The 21,918-nt window shown below is 28.7% G+C and carries 17 protein-coding genes and 1 other annotated feature; of the genes, 4 read left to right on the plus strand and 13 right to left on the minus strand.

From position 1 onward, the window contains the following. Positions 1-514: 514 nt before the first annotated feature. From BUA48_RS10010 to BUA48_RS10025, 4 genes are all read left to right on the plus strand, one after another. Complete coding sequence (locus BUA48_RS10010; protein ID WP_072831922.1) at positions 515-1,180, plus strand: response regulator transcription factor; 666 nt, start codon at positions 515-517, stop codon at positions 1,178-1,180. After that, positions 1,180-2,637, plus strand: a complete 1,458-nt coding sequence (locus tag BUA48_RS10015; protein WP_072831923.1) for a sensor histidine kinase — start codon at positions 1,180-1,182, stop codon at positions 2,635-2,637. The genes BUA48_RS10010 and BUA48_RS10015 overlap by 1 nt, the downstream gene beginning before the upstream one ends. Positions 2,638-2,924: 287 nt before the next feature. Continuing rightward, positions 2,925-3,383: a hypothetical protein gene (locus BUA48_RS10020; RefSeq protein WP_072831924.1), complete on the plus strand. Its 459-nt coding sequence runs from the start codon at positions 2,925-2,927 to the stop codon at positions 3,381-3,383. Between the two features lie 460 nt (positions 3,384-3,843). Then, positions 3,844-4,170, plus strand: a complete 327-nt coding sequence (locus tag BUA48_RS10025) for a hypothetical protein (RefSeq protein ID WP_072831925.1) — start codon at positions 3,844-3,846, stop codon at positions 4,168-4,170. 150 nt (positions 4,171-4,320) lie between these two features. On the opposite strand, the gene BUA48_RS10030 is transcribed toward BUA48_RS10025, so the two are convergent. The 13 genes from BUA48_RS10030 to BUA48_RS10090 all read right to left on the minus strand — a co-directional run bounded on the left by BUA48_RS10030 (position 4,321) and on the right by BUA48_RS10090 (position 21,837). Beyond that, a complete protein-coding gene (locus BUA48_RS10030) occupies positions 4,321-5,988 on the minus strand; it encodes a leucine-rich repeat domain-containing protein (protein ID WP_072831926.1) in 1,668 nt (555 codons plus the stop codon). Positions 5,989-6,536: 548 nt separating this feature from the next. Next, a complete protein-coding gene (locus BUA48_RS10035; protein WP_072831927.1) occupies positions 6,537-8,012 on the minus strand; it encodes a WD40/YVTN/BNR-like repeat-containing protein in 1,476 nt (491 codons plus the stop codon). 366 nt (positions 8,013-8,378) lie between these two features. After that, a complete protein-coding gene (locus tag BUA48_RS10040; RefSeq protein ID WP_072831928.1) occupies positions 8,379-9,275 on the minus strand; it encodes a hypothetical protein in 897 nt (298 codons plus the stop codon). A 21-nt stretch (positions 9,276-9,296) separates the two neighbouring features. Continuing rightward, positions 9,297-9,818, minus strand: coding sequence for a DUF4352 domain-containing protein (locus tag BUA48_RS10045; protein WP_072831929.1), 522 nt, complete (start codon positions 9,816-9,818; stop codon positions 9,297-9,299). After that, positions 9,815-10,474, minus strand: a complete 660-nt coding sequence (locus BUA48_RS10050) for an ABC transporter ATP-binding protein (RefSeq protein WP_072831930.1) — start codon at positions 10,472-10,474, stop codon at positions 9,815-9,817. The genes BUA48_RS10045 and BUA48_RS10050 overlap by 4 nt, the downstream gene beginning before the upstream one ends. An 11-nt stretch (positions 10,475-10,485) precedes the next feature. Then, complete coding sequence (locus tag BUA48_RS10055; protein ID WP_072831931.1) at positions 10,486-11,307, minus strand: hypothetical protein; 822 nt, start codon at positions 11,305-11,307, stop codon at positions 10,486-10,488. Between the two features lie 4 nt (positions 11,308-11,311). Beyond that, positions 11,312-12,136, minus strand: coding sequence for a hypothetical protein (locus BUA48_RS10060; RefSeq protein ID WP_072831932.1), 825 nt, complete (start codon positions 12,134-12,136; stop codon positions 11,312-11,314). Next, entirely contained in the window at positions 12,123-12,908 is a 786-nt protein-coding gene (locus tag BUA48_RS10065; RefSeq protein WP_072831933.1) for a hypothetical protein, read from the minus strand. The genes BUA48_RS10060 and BUA48_RS10065 overlap by 14 nt, the downstream gene beginning before the upstream one ends. 807 nt (positions 12,909-13,715) lie before the next feature. Next, positions 13,716-15,035 carry a branched-chain amino acid transport system II carrier protein gene (gene brnQ, locus BUA48_RS10070; RefSeq protein ID WP_072831934.1) on the minus strand — a complete coding sequence of 440 codons (1,320 nt, stop codon included), beginning with the start codon at positions 15,033-15,035 and terminating at the stop codon, positions 13,716-13,718. Between the two features lie 66 nt (positions 15,036-15,101). Further along, positions 15,102-15,361: a binding site (T-box leader), on the minus strand. A gap of 70 nt (positions 15,362-15,431) precedes the next feature. After that, complete coding sequence (locus tag BUA48_RS10075; protein ID WP_072831935.1) at positions 15,432-17,213, minus strand: sensor histidine kinase; 1,782 nt, start codon at positions 17,211-17,213, stop codon at positions 15,432-15,434. Further along, the gene (locus BUA48_RS10080) at positions 17,203-17,892 is read right to left on the minus strand and encodes a response regulator transcription factor (RefSeq protein WP_072831936.1); all 690 of its coding nucleotides are present in this window, start codon (positions 17,890-17,892) and stop codon (positions 17,203-17,205) included. Before BUA48_RS10080 ends, BUA48_RS10075 begins: the two co-directional genes overlap by 11 nt. 55 nt (positions 17,893-17,947) lie before the next feature. Further along, positions 17,948-19,876: an ABC transporter ATP-binding protein/permease gene (locus BUA48_RS10085; protein ID WP_072831937.1), complete on the minus strand. Its 1,929-nt coding sequence runs from the start codon at positions 19,874-19,876 to the stop codon at positions 17,948-17,950. Then, positions 19,876-21,837: an ABC transporter ATP-binding protein/permease gene (locus tag BUA48_RS10090; protein WP_072831938.1), complete on the minus strand. Its 1,962-nt coding sequence runs from the start codon at positions 21,835-21,837 to the stop codon at positions 19,876-19,878. Before BUA48_RS10090 ends, BUA48_RS10085 begins: the two co-directional genes overlap by 1 nt. Between the last annotated feature and the right edge of the window lie 81 nt (positions 21,838-21,918).

The following is a 21,918-nucleotide window of genomic DNA, read 5'->3' on the forward strand; positions in this document are numbered from 1 at the left end:
ACAAATATTATTATAACATTTTTTTCCATATACGCAAGAACTTTTTTACCATTTTTATGGAAATTTTTGTTTCCCCCTCTCTTTCCACATATTATTCTAAAACAATTTATATATATAGCACCTAAATTTTTTCTTAATTCTATTTGGGTCTATTGACTTTAATCTTATTTATTGCAAATTAACATATTAACTTTGTATAATAAAAGATATATTGAACTATTGTCCAAAATATTTAGTATAAGATATATTTAAATTAAGCTATTTTAGCTTATTATGTTTTAATCATTAAACTTTTTAGTATTTAAGAAACTTATTATACTGTGATAACTTTCAACTTCATAATACTCAAAGCTTTATCATATTTTAATAAGCTCTTTAATGATTAAAAGGGATTAAGATAAAATTTACGTGAAAATAAAATAGCTTGTTATACCTCACAAATAACTAAAAGAAGTGAAAGGAGGATTTAGTGAGTGACCATCTTTACCAAAGTTGCTCTCGCTAAGGATATGCTATGAAAATTTTAATCGCTGATGATGACGAAAGAATTTTACGTTTACTATACGACTACTTGAGTTTTAATAAATACAATGTATTAACAGCTAAGGATGGCGAAGAAGCTCTTACCATCTTTAAACGTGAAACTATAGATTTAGTACTACTTGATGTTATGATGCCTATTTATGATGGATGGATTGTTTGTAAAGAAATTCGTAAAACATCAGACGTTCCTATAATCATGCTTACAGCTAAGGACAGTGATTTAGACGAACTATTTGGCTTTGATATTGGTGCAGATGATTACATATCCAAGCCATTTAACATAACTTTATTGCTCGCTAGAATAAAGAGATTATTTAAAAGTAACTCCAAGGATAATGAACTAAACACATTAAAATATAGGGGCATTGAGATATTTGAAGATAACCACGTTGTAAAAATTGATAATGAAATAATAGACCTTAATCCTAAGGAATTTGACTTATTAGTTTACTTTATAAAAAGCGCCAATATAGTTTTAAGTAGAGATTCACTTCTTAAAAATATTTGGGGTAACGACTACTTTGGAGATACTAGAACTGTTGATACTCATATTAATAGGCTAAGAAACAAACTAGGTCTTTACTCTACCTGCCTAAAAACCGTACGTGGTTTTGGCTATAAGTTAGGTGAAGAATAATGAAATCCATTAGAGTTAAATTATTTATAGGCATAACATTAATACTTAGTATATTTTTTAGCGGCGTTTTAATATATGGTTTAAACTTTAAAAATTATTTTCAAAAGGAAAAGTTTCATGAAATGGAAAGTGTTATTTCATCCATAGAAGAACATTTACCTAATGCCTCCAACGAAGATTTAATAAACTTAGTAGATTCTCTTTCTACTACATACAATGTTCAAATAGATATAAAGGATGCTTTAACAGAGAGGGCTATTTACAGTACTCATAAAATAGGTCGTAATTCTAACATGAATAATGCAGGTATGCTTAAAAATAGATTTGAAATTTTAAAGAATTTGGGAGTTAAAAATAAAATATCTCGTGAACTTCTTCGTGATAAATCTACTGGTATTGATTTTTTAACTTCCTCAAAGGCAATTAAATCCACAGAATATTCTGTTGTAGTGAGAACCCCTATTAGTGTTATGGATGATGCTGTAAAGAAATCTGTAAGTTTTCTTATGCTTATTTTTCTTCCCATAACTATAATAGTTTTATTAGCAGTTGTTTTATTTTCTAAAACTTTTACAAAGCCAATTATAGAAATAACTAAAAAGACCTCTAAAATTAAGGATTTGAATTTTAGTGATGATTTAAATGTATTACGACAAGATGAATTAGGTGTCTTAGCAACTAGTGTAAATGACCTCTCTCATAACATAGAGTTTACTTTAAAAGAATTAAATGAGAAAAACTTAGAGCTTGAAGAAATGATAAAAAGAGAGCAGCTTAATCATCACTTAAGTAAGAAGTTTGTCTCTGATATATCTCATGAACTTAAAAGTCCTATTTCTGTTATATCAGGTTATGCTCAGGCTTTGGAAGCTGGGTTTATGTCATCTAAAGAAGACTCTGACTATTATATAAGTGTTATAAATGAAGAGTCCCAAAGAATGAGTGTAATAGTTAATGATTTACTTGATTTATACAAACTGCAATCAAAAACCTTTACTCTAAATTTAAAGAAAATAAACCTTTGTAATCTTGTAAAAAGCATAATTAAAAAGAATCAACTTATAATAGAAAATGAAAATATTAATCTTATTACTGAACTGGAAGAGGTAAATGTCATAGGCGATAAGGTTAGGTTAGAACAAGCTATTCAAAACTATATTAATAATGCTTTAAGTCACATTGATGATAATAAAATCTTAAAAATATCTATAAGCAAGGATACTACTTCTACTTATATATCAATTTATAATAGCGGTAAAAATATATCCAATGAAGATATGAGTACAATTTGGGAAAGGTTCGTTAGAGTTGATAAAGTACGTAATTATAAAGAAAATAGAGTTGGCCTTGGCTTATCCATTGTTTCTGAAATAGTTAAGCTACATAAGGGTACTTACGGTGTCTCTAATAAGGATAATGGAGTTGAGTTTTGGATCAAATTAGATTTATGTCTATAAATTCTTAACTTCTTTGTTAAAGAAGTATTAGATTCTTGTGACATTCCTGTGACATTACTACATTAAAATTTAGTTATAGAAAAGTTATTAAAACTTAATTTCTTATTTTTACACAATGACTAATACTTATATATTATTACCAACTAAACTAAGCTTGGTAATATTAAAGCATATAAAACCACCCATTTTAGAATAGCTATAAAATAAGTACTTTACGTTATTGCGTGAAAATCAATACTATATTTCTACTATAACTAAATTTTATATTTTATGAGGAGGAATTTCATATGAAAAAATACGCACTAATTTTAGCACTAGCTGGAGCAGTAACAATTGGAGGAACAGCTTTAACTTATGCAAGCGACGCTCCTGTTCCTACAAATACAGAATGTACAAATACTTCTATAGCTAAGAATCATAAGGGAATCAACAAACTAATGAAGGAAGGTTTGTCCTTTGAAGATGCAAAACAAGAGATTCTAAAATATAAATTTGAAAGAGTTGATGCTGCTGTTGAACGTGGTGTTATAACTGCTGAAAGAGGCGAAGAAATCAAAGCTGAAATGAAAGCAAACTCTGATAAATGCACAACACCTGAAGAATTTAAGAATCTTCATGGTGGTTATGGACTAAATAAAGGACTAAAGGGAAAAGGGAAAGGTGACGGTTCTGGAAATGGTTCTGGTAAAATGAGAAGTCAAGGCAAGGGGCAAGGAGCTTGTACTCAAGTTACTGATAACCAATAATACACATTTTAAAGCCTAAAACTTAATTAAAAACAAAGTGGTTGGATATTAAATCTATTCCTACAATATACACATTGAACGTAAAACCATTGTATGAATTGTAGTACTAATCCTTAATACACCAACCACTTCTATATTTTATTAACTTGAAGTCATCTAACTTATGTAATATAACCCTCCTATCAGCCCTCATATACTAAATCAATCAAAATTTTATTTGTTTATTAATATTTATCAAAAAATAAATTAACTTATATTTTATAGATTTTAACGATACCATCTTCAAGTTATATTAACATCATACATGCAATTCTCTTGACTTTTTACATTATTCGATTTTTTATTCAACAACCTTCATGGTGGATCATATTATAGAGTATAGATTTGTTTTATAAAAACGTAAAACCTAAAGTTTTGTAAAACATTCTGCATTTTAATGCTCATTAAGGAGGTGTTTTTAATGTGTGGTAGAGGTATTCTTTTCAATGTAAATGAAAATATTGTTAAATGCGGTTTAGAATCTTCATATATAAGATTTGTCCGTGATCTTAATAGATATCTTCTTGCAAAATATCCTAATTTCTATTTAGGATTGCAACTTTATAGAGATAGATCTATCCCAAATGTATTCCATGTTATAGCTGCATATAGAGATGTACCTGGTATATATGCTGTTGCTCCTATAATTTCTAAACGCATAGGTGATATATATGAATCTGTATGGGGAAACTCTGTACAACGTACAAGCATAGTATCATTTCTTAACTCAAAGAAGATAAATTTATAGTAATATTAAAAAGGGTCATAGCACTAATAAACTCCTAGTTTAATATATTGTATTTATAAATCAACTTACAAATACAATATACTATGAGGTTATTCTTGTTGCTATCACCCTTTTTTAATTCATCATTTTTTCAAGTACTTAATATATATACTATTTTTTATTTTTCTTTTTATTAAATATTAATCCTACTAATGAAGCTGCACCTAAGCCTATATATCCCAATGCCCCAACATCTCCTGTTTTAGGACTTGAAGAGTTAGTATTGTTGTTTGGTTTTGCTTCTTCTGGCTTAGTAGTACCTGGTTTATTTTCATTTGGCTTAGTAGTTGAACTATTAAATGCTATTGGTTGAACTACTGAACCTGAGAATTTAGCTTCTACATTTCCAACCTTAACTTCTTCATTGAATTTATAAGATTGTTCCTTCACAGTTTCATCAATATTTTCCCATTTAATTTTATTTGATTCAGAATCATAAGAACCATTTCCAGTTATATCTGTAGGTAAAGCATTTTTACCTTCTAGATTTTTTATCTTATTTTCTAATTCAAACTTATCATTACAAGTTTGCTCTTGTAATTGTATTTTTTGATCTATTAAGTTTAAGTTCTTTAATTTACTCATACCACTTAATGGACTTATATCACTTATTTTATTATTATCTAAAAATAATCTTTCTAATTGATTTAAGTTACTTAATGCACTTACATCACTTATTTTATTAAAATCTAAAAATAACTCTGTTAACTTAGTTAAATTCTTTAGTGGAGTTAAATCCTCTATTTCATTAACAGCTAAATCTAAAATTCCTAATTCAGTCATATTCTCTAACACTGATATATCCTTTAAATTTGAAGCCTTTAAAGATAACACTAATAATTGATTCATTTTTTTCAAAGCTGAAAAATCACTTATAGGATTATTATCTAATTGTAAACTTAATATACTAGTTAAGCCCTCTAAAGGCTTTATATCAGTTATTTTATTTATTGATAAATCTAAAGCTGTTAAACCAGTTAATTTTTGTAGTACATCTATATTGCTTATTTGATTATCACTTAGGCCTAAAAACCCTAATTGTGACATAGTACTTAAATCTTCAATGTTACTTATATTATTAGAACCTAAAAGTAAAGCTTCTAACTTAGATAAACTTTTTATAACCTCTAAATTACTTATCTTATTTGAACTCAAATCCAAATACTGTAAGCCACTTAAATTTTTCAATGTATCTATATTTTCTATTTTGTTTTTAGATAAATTTAAAAATTTTATATTTTTTAATGATTCTATTGGTGTTATATCACTTATATTATTATTCTGTAAACTCAAAACTTCTAAGTTAGTTAGGACTTTTATTATTGATATATCAGGTGAGCCTATATCGTCTAATTGCAAGTTGCTCAAATTAATACAGTATTGTAAGCCTTCTAAATTGCTTATATCAACACCCTCTATATCTATAGCTTCAATTGATTCTAATTGAGTTTTTGTTATATCGCTATCTGCTTCTTGGGATAAATGTTTGTTTAATTCTTTCTTTAAATTCTGATCTGGAATATTAATTATTTCCTCTGCTTCACTCTTCTCTTGAGTTTCCTCTATTTTATCTTCTGCTTTATTGGCATTTTCTACTTCGTCCATTTTGTCTTGAATAACTTTGTCAACTACATTTTGATTCTCTTCTAACTTAACTTCTTCTTTAATATCAGTATTAATATCCTCTGCGAAAACATTGATTTGTGAAACTTGAAATAACATTGCCGCCGACATTACACCAGCTAATGCTTTTTTACATTTTAACTTTTTGCTATTCATCTTATAGCCTCCTAAAAATAAATAAAAGTATAGATATGATATTAAATTATTAGTACAAATGTACATAGTACACTACCCTATTACATTACATATTCTATCAGTTTTATTTTTACATTTCAACTATATTTTTGTTAATTTTCATAATTTTCTATATAGTCTCTCAATAAATATGCATTTAGATTTATTCATACTTATTTATAAATTTATCAATAAAAAATTCATATTTTATAATTCAACATATGCCTAACTCATAATGATTTGTGCTAATTATATTTATATAGTTTAGACCATATTTACATATAAACTCTGATTAATATTCTATATTTGTACCAATGTTTTTTTCTTTATTTAAACAATTGTAAATTCAAGCATCTTCATCCATGTATGTTTATCTATAATTTGTCACCCAATAAATTAGTATCTAATAATGTTTAATGTTATTTCTGTAAACCATAAAAAACCGTGTATAACTAAGCTTTGATCCTTAAAGCTATACACAGTTTCTTTTAATCATATATTATTCTATTTTTAAATTTCACTTTATAACTTTAAGGTTCCTTTTCTTCTTTCACATATGTCCACGTCTTACCCTCATCCTTTGACTCATATAATGCACTAATACCCCCATTGTAATCTCCATCAGAACCTTGCCCAACAAGCATATTAAGCACTCCATCCTTTTCATAAGGCATACTAGGGAAATCAAATACATCTATACTCTCTCCATTATCTAATTTTACTTCATGTGTTTCATATATAGCCCTTTCAAAACTTAATCCACCATCTCTTGTAACATATAAATCTGCACTAGTCCCTGATGCACCTGATAAAGCCAGAAATCCAAGCTTTTCATTTATAAACTTAACTCCAGCTGCAGCACCACCATCTCCATTAAAGGGATCCTCATTTATAATATTCCAAGTGTTTCCTCCATCTTCAGTATTGTAAAATGAATAAAATGCTGTACCCAAAGCCTTATTAACTACTTTTAACTTATATCCTAAATTCTCATTTAAAAAGAATTGTTCATTACTATTTCTAGCATCTTCCTGTTCTTTCCTCTTATCAAGCTCCTCCTCAGGTAAAGTTTCAGATTTACTCCATTCTTCATCAACCTTTAAATTGTATCTCATTGGAGTTATTGTGTTTTCTTGTCCTAGTACATATAAAGATACGGTATATCCAACTATTTCATTCATCGAACCTAAAAGTTTGCTTTCACCACCATCTTCATTTAGGTTTATAATCCCTTCTGAATTATATCCCCATGACCTTTTTCCGTAATAAAGCAGTCCATATTCATTTTGATTTAAACTATCCACTGCATTTTTAAGCTTAATAGCCCTTACAGTTTTAATTAGTGGTTCTACTAATTTATCCTCATTATAGTTAGCATCTACATATCCTTTTACCCTTAAGAATATTTTATCTGACTTATTTTTGTCATAACTTATTAAGTAACTTTCATCTTTGTTCTTATCATCTTTACCATAAATAAATGTATCAAATGAGGTAATAATTCCATCCTTATCAAATTGAAGATTAAAGGAATCTGACATATACAATTTTTGTGGCAAAGGATATTTCTCATTTATATCATCAAAAATTCCTTGTACTCCACTTTCATATATATTGTTATGTTTAAACTCAACCTTCTTTTCATATCTTATTCTATCTATAAACCAAGCTAGTTTCCCACCATAATTAGTAGCACTTTTATATATTGGTACTCCATAAGCTACAGTTATTGCTAAAATTATAATAACGCAACTTATAATAGCGCCTCTTATCCTACCTGAGTCAAAGAACCTTTCAAGTAGCCCCTCTTTATTTCTTATAACTCTAATTACAGTCCATAGAATAACAATTATAGAGAATGTGACGCATCCTAATAATATATATAGGTTATTATCCATCCTCCCATACTTACATAAGGAAGTTAATTCAATACAGAAAACCCAATAAGTAATTAACAACAATGGATTCGTTATCAAAGATATAAATATATTTTTAAGCTTTTTCACAAAACCTTCCTCCCCTCACTTTCAATGTATAAGCAAAACTACTTATACTCTTACTTTACCATATATTTATATTATTATTACTTAATAATATTTAAACTTATCTTAAATAGTCTCATCTTCCTACTTTGCCTTACTTATAAATTAAATATAATATAATTTAAGCCTATTTAATGGTTCTCATAATGATCTCAACCTTGTAATTGATAACCTTCAACTCTACTTATATAAACTACATTTATAAACTATGAATTCTAACTCCTAATTTCCAATATACTTGTAGAAAACAAATAAAAAGCACCTGAAAAGTTCCCCCTTACTTACAGTACATGGTCCAACTTCATAAGTGCTTTTTTATTAAATTACTATCTATTTTCCATCAAAGCTTTCTTTACTATAACCCTGCACATCAAGATTAAAAATATCTTTATTCATAGCTTCATTAAAGTTTATTTCCTTAAGGCTAAATCCATTTACAGCTTTATCATTTGCATCTAGTTCATCATATTTAAGTACTATTCCAGTCTCATCATCAATTAAAGCTATATACTTTTCTGCCTTTGACCTCTCATCCTTACCATAGCGTAATCCTGAAATCTTAACACACTTTCTACCTAAAAACTCTTCATTACCATCAATGTCCCATTTACTATAATCCTTCATGTAAGTTCCTAATATAGCTTCTGATAAAATACTTTTATCTACGCCTAAAAGAAGTTCCGTACTTCTAGGTAATATTACATTTCCTTCATTATATCTTTGATTAGGCATCAGCTTACTTAAATCAGATTTTTTTACACCCTCATATTCATCTTGACTAACTACTTGAATATCCCTATATGTCTTATTCTTCTCATCAAAATCTCTACACTTTCCATCATTAAATATAGTTTTAATGTCCTTACTCTTGGAATTTATTTCAATTAAACTCATATTACTTTTTACATCTATATTAAATTTAATATCCTCATTATCAAATGAAATACCAAATTGATTTATCTCCCCTTTTACAGTATCAAAAAAATCAATTGAGTTTATTATTTTATAGTGTATAAGTTGTTTTTCATTCATTGATTTTAAGAAATCATTAGTTACCTCTGTTGTTAAGGCTGTATCCTGATTCACAATCTGCTTATCAGTAACATTAAACCTATTTGGATCATTTTCTCTTTTATGTTTCATATTTAAAAATGTAACTGCACCTAATGCAACTCCTATTATTAAAATCACTAATATTAATATTTTATTTATACTGTTTCTTCTCATAATATACACCCACAATTCATGTTATTTTTTCAAAGATAAAGCAACATATTTTTCATGCATTTTCATTTCCTTAAATACCTCTTCAATTTCTTTACTGTACATTTCCTTAGGGAAGTATAACTCAAAGTATTCATTTTTATAAGCTTTTGGAATAGAATATTTTATCTGTATATCCCTTTCTTCTTTCTGCTTTAATAAATCTTCCTTCTGCTCTTTATTTCTTCCAACAGGAACATCTAATATAATATTATTAGTTACAAGTTTACTCTTATAATAAAAAGGTTTTATATCCACCTCTTTATTGCTAGTATTTTCCACTGTTAAATCTATAGTATATATGATTTCTGAGTCCCCTTCACTTTCACTGGAAATACCCTTAGCAGTAATTTCAATATCATCTAACTTAATCACCTCTCCAGTACTATATCCCTTTACATCATACTCTTTAACAATTCCATCATTTATCTTGTAATATCTATATCCTATAAAGATAGCAATAATTATCAATATAAAACTTACTATAACTATTCTTTTATTTCTCATATACTCTCTTCCCCTGAAATAGTATTCTTTATTTTTCCACTATCAATCTTAAAAATCTCATCACAAATCTCCTCTAGTTCTTCACTATTATGATTAGAAAGAAGTATTATCTTACCTTTTTCCTTTAGTCCTAAGATAATCTTATTTAATTTTTCTATAGATTCCTCATCCAATGCATTAGTAGGTTCATCTAATATAATAATCTCTTGATCCTCCATTATAGCCTGGGCAATTCCTAACTTCTGCTTCATTCCCAAGGAATACTTTTTAAATGCTTTTTTATCCTCTGGATCTAACCCTACTGCCTTCAATACCTCTTTAATTTTATTATCATCTATCTTATTATTAATTTCTGATAGATATTTTAAGTTCTTAAATCCTGAATAACCAGCTATAAATCCTGGATTTTCTAAGAGTACACCAACATTCTCAGCGTATACTCCACTTTTCACTATATCATTTCCATTAATAATAATAGAACCTTCTACTTTAATAAACCCACATATAGCCCTAAATAGCATAGTTTTCCCTGAACCATTTTTGCCCTTAAAGCCGTAAATCTTCCCTTTAAATAAGTCTAAATTTATTGAATTAAGAATTATATTCCCATTAATTTGTTTATTAACATTTCTAAGTTTAATGTAAGCTTCTTTCATAATTTCCTCCTTTAAAATATATCTGTTTTGATTATTATCTTGTAACCTATTATAAAAAAACAGCTCCAAGTAATTACTGTAAATACTACCGAATCAAGTATTGTGAAATTATGAGTATATTCAAAGGGGACATGTCTTAAGATTATACTATGCTGTCCAATAAAAAATTTACTTTCCACGAATACTGAAGTTGCATATAAAACTATACTTACTAGAAACGCATATAAAGATTTAATTTTAAAAGATAATGCTGTGAATATAGCACTTACTGCTATGGATGTCATTGAAAATAATATAAAGACCTGTGCTATAAGTTCTATGCTTCCTATTTTGTTATAATGCTCACTCATAATTTTATAAACACCTGAATAATTTAAATTTGCTAAAACACAAGTTATAGCCAATAAAGAACCGTAATAAATAATTATAGCTATACTAGCCCAGATAACCTTTGATATATAAATATACTGTATTTTTCCTACTCTAATAAGTACATACTTTCCATTACATTTCATATCATTAGAAATGTAATCTCCAACTACATACAATATATAAGCATTTATAAGTAACCAAAATATCGGAAATTGAAAACCACTATTTAAGTTTTGATTAACTAAGTTAGTAATATATTCGCATCCCTTATATATATTAAAAACTGTATTTTTGACATCGATAATTTCATACCCTCTTTGTGAAAATATAAAAAGCACATTATACAATATATAAACAAAATAAAATGGTATCATCTTAAAGATAAAAGGTATAAAACTCATTTTAATATCTCTTTTTACTAAACGCTTTATAATACTTATACTGCTTAAGTTTTTCTTCATACCTTTATACACCTGTCCTACCCAAATACTGATCTTTTTCTAAGTTAATATACTTTCCTAATAGATAAAAGAACACTATTCCAAAAATAAAATATAGTGCATTAAAAAATATGCTTCCTATATTAAGCCACTGATTACCTGTAACTGAAATTTGTCTTATTACCGTAACCCCTAGCATATTAAAGAAATCCATAAACAAGATAATTATGATACTAAGGTAAATATATAAATTAGATACTATCACCTTCATCATACAAATGAATAAACCTATAAATAAAAACCCTAAAAATGTAGTGTTCCAAAATACTAATAATACCTTTGGGGTAGTAAGTAATGTCGATAATCCAAGCCATTTACTTGTTGTCCCAAAAATCTTATAAGGTAATCCTAGCTCCGTATTCCATGCATTACTATATGTTCCTATAAATAAACCACTAATGAAATATGTTCCTATAATTAATAAGGTACTTAGGATAAATGCTGAAGTAGCCACATATAAAACCTTCGTATTCCACAATCTAATTCTTGATCCCAAACGTATGGTACTTATCATACCACTAACTTCATCTAAAATAAATGTAATCATAACAGAGTACAATGGTATTATCACAAAAATGTAATTATTAAAATCAACTATACCATCACCTTGAAAGGAGCATATAAAATCAAAATTTGATAATTGAGCCCCTCCACTTTGAAATAAACTTAAATTATCTTGAAAAAATAACATTGGCCTCAATAAAGCTAAAAGAAAAATCACATTACAGAAGAGTAATATCTTTAATTTATGGCAATTAACAATCTTGACCCCTCTTCTAAAAGTTTTCATTTGCACTACCTCCAAAATAAAATGCTATGAAACTAACTGTTAATATAGATAGTAAGGTAATGCTCATAGCTATCAAATCTATATTTGGGCATAAATATAAAAATCTAGATATATTAAACTTATTTAAACCCATGAAAGGAAAAAGGATTCCTATAACTTGTACAACTATAAAAGGTGCTATAACTATAATGAACTTATTTGAAATAATGCTACTTACCCCTAATGCAATACTTGATATTACTCCAGCAGAAATAAAATATATAAATATCCATAGGATTGTATACATTAATAGGTTATTTAAATACATATGGGGAAATAAATTTCCTATTACTAAAACATTAGAGCTTAATCTTTCAGGATTTATAGATGCTTGAGTTGTTATATTGACTAATAAATTAAAAATAAGTGGTATGGCAAATGTAAGTCCTGATATTACAAAATTAACAATAAACTTACTAATTAAATATCTTTTTTTATGATTTCTACTAAATATATTTCTAGAAAATCCGCTTTTTATATCCTCATTGTAGGCGCTACTATATGGTATAGCTACTAGTATAGGCATTATGATAAAAAATATATTAGCTATATCCGTAAGTCTAAACATAATGAAATTATCATATGCTGAAACAAGGCTATTCTTAATGAAATCATTATAAAAATACATATCATTAGCATATGGATTGTTAATGTATCCGTAATCATATTTAATAGTATTAATTAGACAAAATACTATTCCTATAATAATTGATACCATAAATTTCTTATCCATAAATGCTCTTTTGAATTCAACTTTTAACATTATTTACTTTTAGCGAGAAGGCGTATTATGAATTTCACACCCTCACTAAATCCCCCTTTCTTATTATTCATTTTCTATCTGTGATAAAATTTTAAATATGAATATATCTACAAATGCTCATGCTCTATATGGATTGTCTTAATAAACTACTTATTTATATAATTGTCTTAACAAAAATATTGAAAATACGCTTATAGTCCATGGTACTGTTAATCCAGGGTAAATACTTATCCAATTAACTTTTTTATTATAGCTCTACTTAGATGTGTTATGAGGTTATTTTACCATTTTTTTTATTACCTTCAATATTTTATATCATTATGTATCTTTTTTGTAATTTTATTGATTGTTTTGTAGAGAATTTCTTCTTAATTAAAATATGCTCTTATTACTAATTTAAATTTATCTTTATACATCTCATCTCATATATTCTAATAAGCAATATTCATTCTATTTAGAAATAACGCTCATTATAAAGTACATACAAGAATTAGTCCAAATGTAGAATATTAATTAGAACTTATATATTAAAAATACTCAAAAATTATCAAATAAAAAAATCGCAAATTCCCTCTCTTGAAAATGCGATTTTTAAATTTAATATTTATTTTTATTTCTTTCTTATTCAAAATTTAATTATATACTAAGGCTACTCATTACATATTTTAAAAACATACTGTTTTTCAACTTTTAAAGAATATTCTTCAATAGATAGTGCAATCTTAACATACAAATTATGAAGCTCATTATAGATTTCTAAGCTTTTATAAGTCTTGTTTAGAAATCAGCAACCTTTACTCTTCCTTTTACAAAGCTAACAGCTACCCCTATTAAAATACCTAATAATGCTGGCACTACCCAGCCTAAGCCTTGAATATATAAAGGCAGTCCCCCTAATAATTTTGCTCCTAGTTCTATTCCCATACCTTCTAAACCATGCATAACACTTACTATTCCTGTTAGCAAAATAGTTAATGGATATACAAGCTTATTTTCCTTAAAGAACTTATCTAACATAGCAAGTACTATTAACATTATTGCTATTGGATAAATCATATTAAGAAGTGGAACTGATACAGAAAGTATCTTCGTAAGTCCCATATTAGCAAGAGTCATACTTGAAAGAGCTAGTATTCTCACCCAATTTTTATAAGTAATCTTCTTTGTTAAGGTTGCAAAGTACTGACTACAAGAAGTAATAAGTCCAACACTTGTTGTTAAACAGGCAAGGGTAAATAAAACAGCAAGCAATACAGCCCCAGAGTTACCAAATAAGTAAGTTGTAACATTAGTTAAAGTAACTGCTCCATTTGCTGTATCTCCAAATTTTCCACCACTAGCTGCACCTAAATGCGCTAACACAGCATAAATTACAACAAGTAATCCCCCAGCAATGAAACCTGCTTTAATAGAAGTTGATATAACATATTTTTCTTCCTTAACTCCCTTTGATTTAATTGCAAGGGCTATAACTATACCAAAGTTTAAGGCAGCAATGGTGTCCATAGTTAAGTAACCCTCTAAGAAGCCTGTGACAAATGGCGAATCTACATATGCTCCACTTGCCTCACCATAAGCTCCTATTGGATTAAATATTGATCCTATAACAACAACTAAAATCAATAGCAATAATGTTGGTGTTAATACTTTTCCCATACGATCTACTAGCTTTGTTGGTGATAATGAAAGCCAGTATGCTACTGAGAAAAACACTAGTGTAAATAGTAAACGAGCTAAACTTTCTGACATTCCCTGTGGCAAATATGGTGCCACTACCATTTCAAATGGTAAGCTACCTGCCCTTGGAATACCTAAGCATGGCCCTATAGATAAATATATCAAAATAGTGAATATTATTGCGAAAACAGGATGAACCCTTCTTGCTAAATTTTCTAATCCACCTGATTTTGCAACAGCAATAACACCCAGAATTGGAAATCCTACAGCGGTAATCAAAAATGCTCCTAATGCAATCCACACCTTATCTCCTGCCATTTGTCCTAAGAATGGTGGAAATATTAGGTTTCCAGCTCCAAAGAATAACGAAAACAACATAAGTCCTACAAATACTAAATCTTTTTTTGACAATTCTTTCATATGTCTTCCTCCCTATATATTAGCCTAAACCTAATTTGGACAATAAAAAAACCGCCCCTTGATTACTCAAGGGACGGATTATATCCGCGTTACCACCCTAATTCTATAAAAAGTCTATACGTACTCAACTTTTTATAGCACTTTGTTCGTATCTATCAATACGCTTATCCTGTAACGTGGAAAGACTACGTCAACACTTACTCATTTCTTTTCTGTGTTGCTTCTAGGAGATGATTTTCAGTTATAATTCGAACATTGGCTCTCAGCTTATACCAATTCTCTGTAGGACTACCTTACAACTTACTTCTTCTCATTATCGAATTTAGGTTTATTTTTAACTATTGTATACAAGAATTAACAGTATGTCAATAGTAAATTTGCATATTTATTCTTTTTTCAGTAAGCCATACATTTAGGTATTGTAAAGTAAAATTTCACACTATTTTCAGTGCTTACTACACCAAAGTCACTATTATGAACCTCTAAAATCCTCTTCACTATAGATAAACCAAGTCCCGTTCCACCAAACTTCTTATTTCTTGACTTTTCTTTTCTGTAAAATGGATCCCATACTCTATCTGTCTCTTCTTCATTTAATGAAATCCCAAAATTCTCAATGGAAAATACATATTGATTATGCTCATTTAATATTATTTCCACTTCTATATTCCCATTCTCAGGAGTATATTTTATTGCATTAGTTAAAAAATTTGTTACTACTTGATTTACTCTTTTTTCATCTCCAAAGGCTATAATCTCATCAAAATCATTATAAATTATATTTAAATTTTTATCTTGAATCATTAATTTAAGCTTATCTTTTTCCTTTAAGAATATACTTCCTAAATCAAAGGCTTCTTTGTTTAAAACAAAGGTTGGTGATTCTAACTTTGATATTTCTAGCATTTCCCTTACTAATTCATTCATCTTGTTAGTTTCTTCTAAAATATCCTCATAGACATCATCACCATACATTCCACCTTTAACACAATTTATAGTACCTTGAATTATAGTAATAGGGGTCTTTAATTCATGAGATATATTAGCTATAAGTTCTTTACGCTTCTCCTCTTGAACATTCTTTATATCCATTTCACCCTTAAGCTTTTCATTGCTTTCTTGCAAATCATTTAAACTTTTCTCTAAGTTGCTAGATATTGAGTTAAGTGAGTCTCCAAGTATTCCAATCTCATCTTCTGTCTTTACATCATATTTGTATTGGAAATCACATTCTGATATTTTCTTAGCAATATTACTCATCTCTACTAAAGGTTTAGTCATATATCTTGAATAAACCAATGAAACAACAATCACTATTAAAAATGCCAACAAAAATATCATAAAATAATAACTGTTCATATTACCCAGGACATCATTAACTTCTGCTAAGGGAGCCATTGCCATTAAGTATCCACCATAAAACTTTTCACTTAAAACCATCATTTCATCTACACTATTTAATACAGTTGTCTTAGTTACATATTTGTTATTCACCATTATATTTTGTCTTGTTTCTAAACCTAAGTAAAAATCTGCATTAGCAATAACGCTATAGGAACTGTCCTCTGGTACAAAGTCTTCAGCTCTACCACTGACATAGCTTTGTTGATCTATAGGAATTGTTAAAACAGATGGCACCTTACTTTCAGGCTCTTGAAAAGAAGTATTTTCCCTAGGAACTATGCTGTAGTAGGGTTCTATTTCCTTGCCATTTACCACTAAATTATAGGTTACTATATAGCCATATGCGTCCTTAACTCCTGTAACCTCAATAGAGTCACCTTTGTTTATTTTTATGTTTGGGAATTGATTCCCTAATACTATATTGAATTTTTTACCTGTAGATTTATCCTTAATAAGAACTTGCTTTTGACCCATATACATTTCTAAGGAATATCCATTAGTTATATCTGGATTTCTAAAAAATAATGCTATGTTCTCTCTTCTCTTCACCTCATTCATGAACCTCATAATTTCTTCACTAGTTGAACCCTTAAGAATAAACTCTTTAAACTCTGCTATGCTTTTCTCTAGAGTATCTTCCTTTTTACTCAAATAATACTTTTCAAAATACACAGCTTGAAATATTAATTGTGAGCCTATAACAAAAATTAAAATTATTAAATTCATTAAGAAAAACTTAGATGCTATGCTTTTTTTCACAAACTTATTCAACATCAAATTTATACCCAGCTCCAAAAACTGTTTTTATACAGTACGACTTATGTTGTAAATTCTTCCTAAGCTTTTTTATTTGAGCATCAACTACTCTTGTATTTCCAAAGTAATCATAGCCCCATTTGACTTCTAAGATTTTCTCTCTAGATATAACAATATTCTTATTCTCCATAAGATATTGTAAAATTTCAAATTGTTTAGGCTCTAATTCAACTTTTTCATCATCTATATATACTTCCATTTTAAGTTTATCAAGCTTTACTCCATTATAGTTTAATAGGTCTTCTTTTATATGTTCTTTAATTACTGTCATTGAATCTATTCTATTTAAAAGAACCTTAGCCTTTGCTATTAATATTTCTAAGCTAAAAGGCTTAATTATATAGTCATCTACCTTAAGTTCATATCCCATTAAAACATCTTCGTCATCTCCTCTTGCAGTGACCATGATAACAGGGACATTAGACTTTTTTCTTATTCTTCTAATCACAGTGAATCCATCTAACTTTGGTAGCATTACATCTAAAATTACTAAATCAATATCATCGTTAAACTTCTCTACAGCTTCCATACCATCAGAAACACTAATTACCCCAAAGCCATTAAACTTAAAGTAATCACTAACCATTTTATTAATTTTTTCCTCATCTTCTACTATTAATACACTTTTGTTTTCCATAAAAAACCCCCGATGTATTCTATTTCAGACTGTAGTTTACTTTATCATTGCAAGTTTAACTTCTTAATGCCTTTGCTGGTTCTGTTTTTATAAGTCTCAAGTTTATTACATTTGATAAAACCATAGCTAAAACTAAATTTATTCCTACTAATATTACAAAGGACATGATATTCAACTCTAATCCATATCCAAATTGTTTCTTATAAACCTCCTGTAATACAAATATAAATGCACCGGATAATCCTGTTGAAAGCATTGCAAAGTATAAACTTTCCTTAAAGATTATGCTATTTATATTTTTCATTTTGTATCCTAAGGCTCCAAGAAGACCTACTTCTGTATATCTTTCTATAGAAACCTTATATAACATAACTGCACTTATAGCCATTCCAACCACTAAGATTATATAGGATAAGGCTGTATATAACTTAATCAATTTTACAAATGAATTTTGGAATGAATCTACTTCCTCTGCTCTTGTTAAAACCTCAATTCCTAAGTCTCTTAATTCCTTATCTACCCTTGATATTTCCTCAAAGTTTTTCACCTCAAAGGCAACTGCTGTCGGTTTATCCTTATGGATATTAGTATTATCATAAATTCCTTTTTCAACATTACTGCTAACTACAAAATCCTGATATTGTGAATTAGTTAATCCACAAACTATTAACTTTTCTTCCTTTATTGTACCATCTTTATCCTTATACTGAAGCACTATTTCCTTCCCTAAAAGAGCTTTTGTATCACTAGATAATCTATTTGCCATATTCATAGCAATAACTATCTCCTTCTTATTACCCTTAGGCATATCCCCATATACTAAGCTTTCCTTAGAAAGAGCAGTAGGGACCTTATATTCCACCTCAAGACTCTTATCTCCACTTTTTAGTGTTATATTTTCTAAATCATATTGAAAATATACATTTTCAACATCCTCTTTTGCTTTTAAGATATTTAATATTTCTTCATGAGTTTTCTTTATTTCTTTATTTATAGGCGCTTGTCCTGAATTATAGAAAAAGTTCTTTGTCTTAAACTCCTCTATAATTCTTCCGGTAATCTTTTTAGAAGACAATGAACCAACAAAAGCAGAGGAACCAAAGGCTATTATAATTGCTGCAATCATGAACTTAAAGAAATGAATCCTAAAATTCTTCATGCTTAACTTAGTTGAAATCTTCTTTGATAGCTTAGGTTTTACATAGGTCTTATCTTCAATGCCATTCTTAGATTCAAGCTTTTCTGCAAGAACTTTCATTGCCAAGCTTTCATTAGATAGTAACTCCTCTTCATCAGCTCTTATTTCATCATTTCCCCTCTCTATTGCAGACTTTTTTATAGCTATTCCGTACTCCTCAAGTTCTATAATTTCATCTGCATAATGAGCAACTTCTTCATCATGAGTTATTATAATAACTGTCTTTTCCTTAGAGATTTCCTTTAAAATTTCCATAATTACCTTAGTAGCTTCTCCATCTAAAGCTCCTGTAGGTTCATCTGCTAATATTATTTTAGGGTCATTTATTAATGCTCTAGCAATTGCAACTCTTTGCTTTTGACCTCCACTCATGGTCTCAACACTTTGATCTTTTTTATCTGCAATACCTAGTGACCTTAGTATTTCTAAGGCCATCTTTCTCTTTTCACATTCTGTTATTTCATTTTTCAAATTTATACCCATAAGTACATTTTCTAAAGCTGTATATCCCTTTAGTAAATTATAATTCTGAAAAACAAATCCTATATTATTAAATCTATATTCGCAAAGTTCATCCATGGATAAATCCTTAAGTCTTACCCCTTCAGCCTTTATCTCACCTTCATAATCACTATCAAAGCCTGCTATTAAATTTAATAATGTTGTTTTTCCTGAACCACTCGGTCCGAAGAAACATGTTAACTTATTTTCTTTAAATATATAATTAACCTCATTATAAATCTTTGTATCTCCAAAACTTTTATTTAATCTTTTTAAAGCAATCATTATCTATCACCTGTCATTAAGTTATTTGTAGTTTTTATATTTGAACTTATAACTGCTGATATTACCCCCATTACTAGCCCTAAGATTAAAACTATTACTAATCCTAAGATTGTTGTATTAGAGCCTGATACAGTCATATCTAGCATTGATTTTGACATACTATTTATCAAAGGTAATGCCACTACAAACACTACTGCTGATACTATTGAAATAAGCACATACTCCATAATATTAAGGTTCATTATACTTCCCTTTGAGTATCCGTTTATCTTTAAAATAGCAAATTCTTTCTTTCTTAAATATCCATTTATTATAGTAACAGCTAAAGAAACTACTATAGCTATAGCTGCTATTATTATGGTAAGAGAACCTGACTGCTCCTTTGTTGTATTATTTATCTTTAATATATCCTTTACCATTTCAAACATTCCGATTGGAGTTAATCCATCCTTTTCTAATTCCTTAACTATAGGCATTATATCTTTAACTTCCTTAACTCTAATTCTAAATGAGATATTGCTTGTGCTAGAGTTCGTTTGCTTTTTTATTTCCTTTGCTACCTCTAAACTATATATAAATGAATCTTCTAATTCACTTTCATATTTACCGCCCTTAGGAGAGCTTATTGAAAACTTTGAGTCTATTACCCCAACTATTGTTAAATCATTTGCCTTTGCTTTTACTTCCTTTGGCTCTCCTGATGACCAATCAAAGGCATTACCATTTATTGAAATTACCTTTCCAAGAGCCTCCTCTGGCTTTAACTTTAACTTTTCAAGAAACATCTTGGTCACTGCTACTTCCCTACCCTCAAGTTTTGGTATTCTTCCAGCAACTACCTCATTAAGAACTGGTACATTATTACTAGTTTCAACAGTGTACTCCTTATTCTCCATTTTAACAGTCATGTTATCTACAATTGCTAAGGGTGCTATGAATTCTACTCTATCATCATTCTTTAGCCTTTCAAAAGCCTTTGATACATCTTGTTTCACATCTACTGAACCCTTCTTATCATCCTTGTCATCCGTACTGCTTCCACCTACCATACTAGTTACAAGATCTATATCTCTTAAGGTATTACCCCTTTCTTCTATAAGCTTATTTAAGATATTTTGCTGCTCATTTACAACAGTTCCACTTACATTAAGAAGTAAGAAGTAAGAAGCTAACATAAGTACAAGAGATGTTAATGTGAACTTCATAAATAAGCCCTTAAAATTTCTAGCCCCTTGTATAGCAGCTCTCCCTAATGATAGTTTAGGCTTAACCATACTACTCTTTTTACTAACCTCAGTTATAGTCTTAGAATCTGATATTTGACTTATTACCCCACCCTTTAATAAAAAACAATTACTGTCCTCTGATACTAATGATTTATCATGAGTAACTACTATTACGGTTTTTTCCTTTGCAATCTTTCTTAAGGTTTCCATTATTAAATTGGAGGTCTTTTTATCTAATGCTCCTGTTGGCTCATCTGCAATTATTATTTCAGGATCCTTTACTAAAGCTCTAGCAATAGCAACTCTTTGCTTTTGCCCACCTGATAGTGTAGAAACACTTCTCGCTGATAACTTATCAATGGATAATTTTCTTAATATAGTTGTTACCTTCTTATCCATTTCTTCCTTACTTAAATTTTCAAGTTCTAAAACAACTTTTATGTTATCCTCTACAGACAAATGCTCTATAAGTTGAAAGTTCTGCCATATAAATCCTACTGAGTTATAGTAATATGAATCTAATTCTTTACTATTAAAATCCTTAAGCTCCTTCCCCCTATAAAAAACCTCTCCATCATATTCTTTATCCATTCCACTTATTATCTTTAATAAAGTAGACTTTCCACTTCCAGAAGGACCCACTATAAAATTTAGTCCACCTTTAACTTCCATGTTCAAGTTTTTAAGTACTACTGAATCATTAAATTTCTTATTAATATTCTTTAAAACTAACATATAATATTCTCCTTCCCCTACTTGTTAAGGTTATTATTACATTCAGTTATGATTAGGAAATGGTTATTTTATGACTTTTTT

Origin of the sequence: Clostridium collagenovorans DSM 3089 (assembly GCF_900130005.1) — a bacterium.
Classification (GTDB): domain Bacteria; phylum Bacillota; class Clostridia; order Clostridiales; family Clostridiaceae; genus Clostridium_D; species Clostridium_D collagenovorans.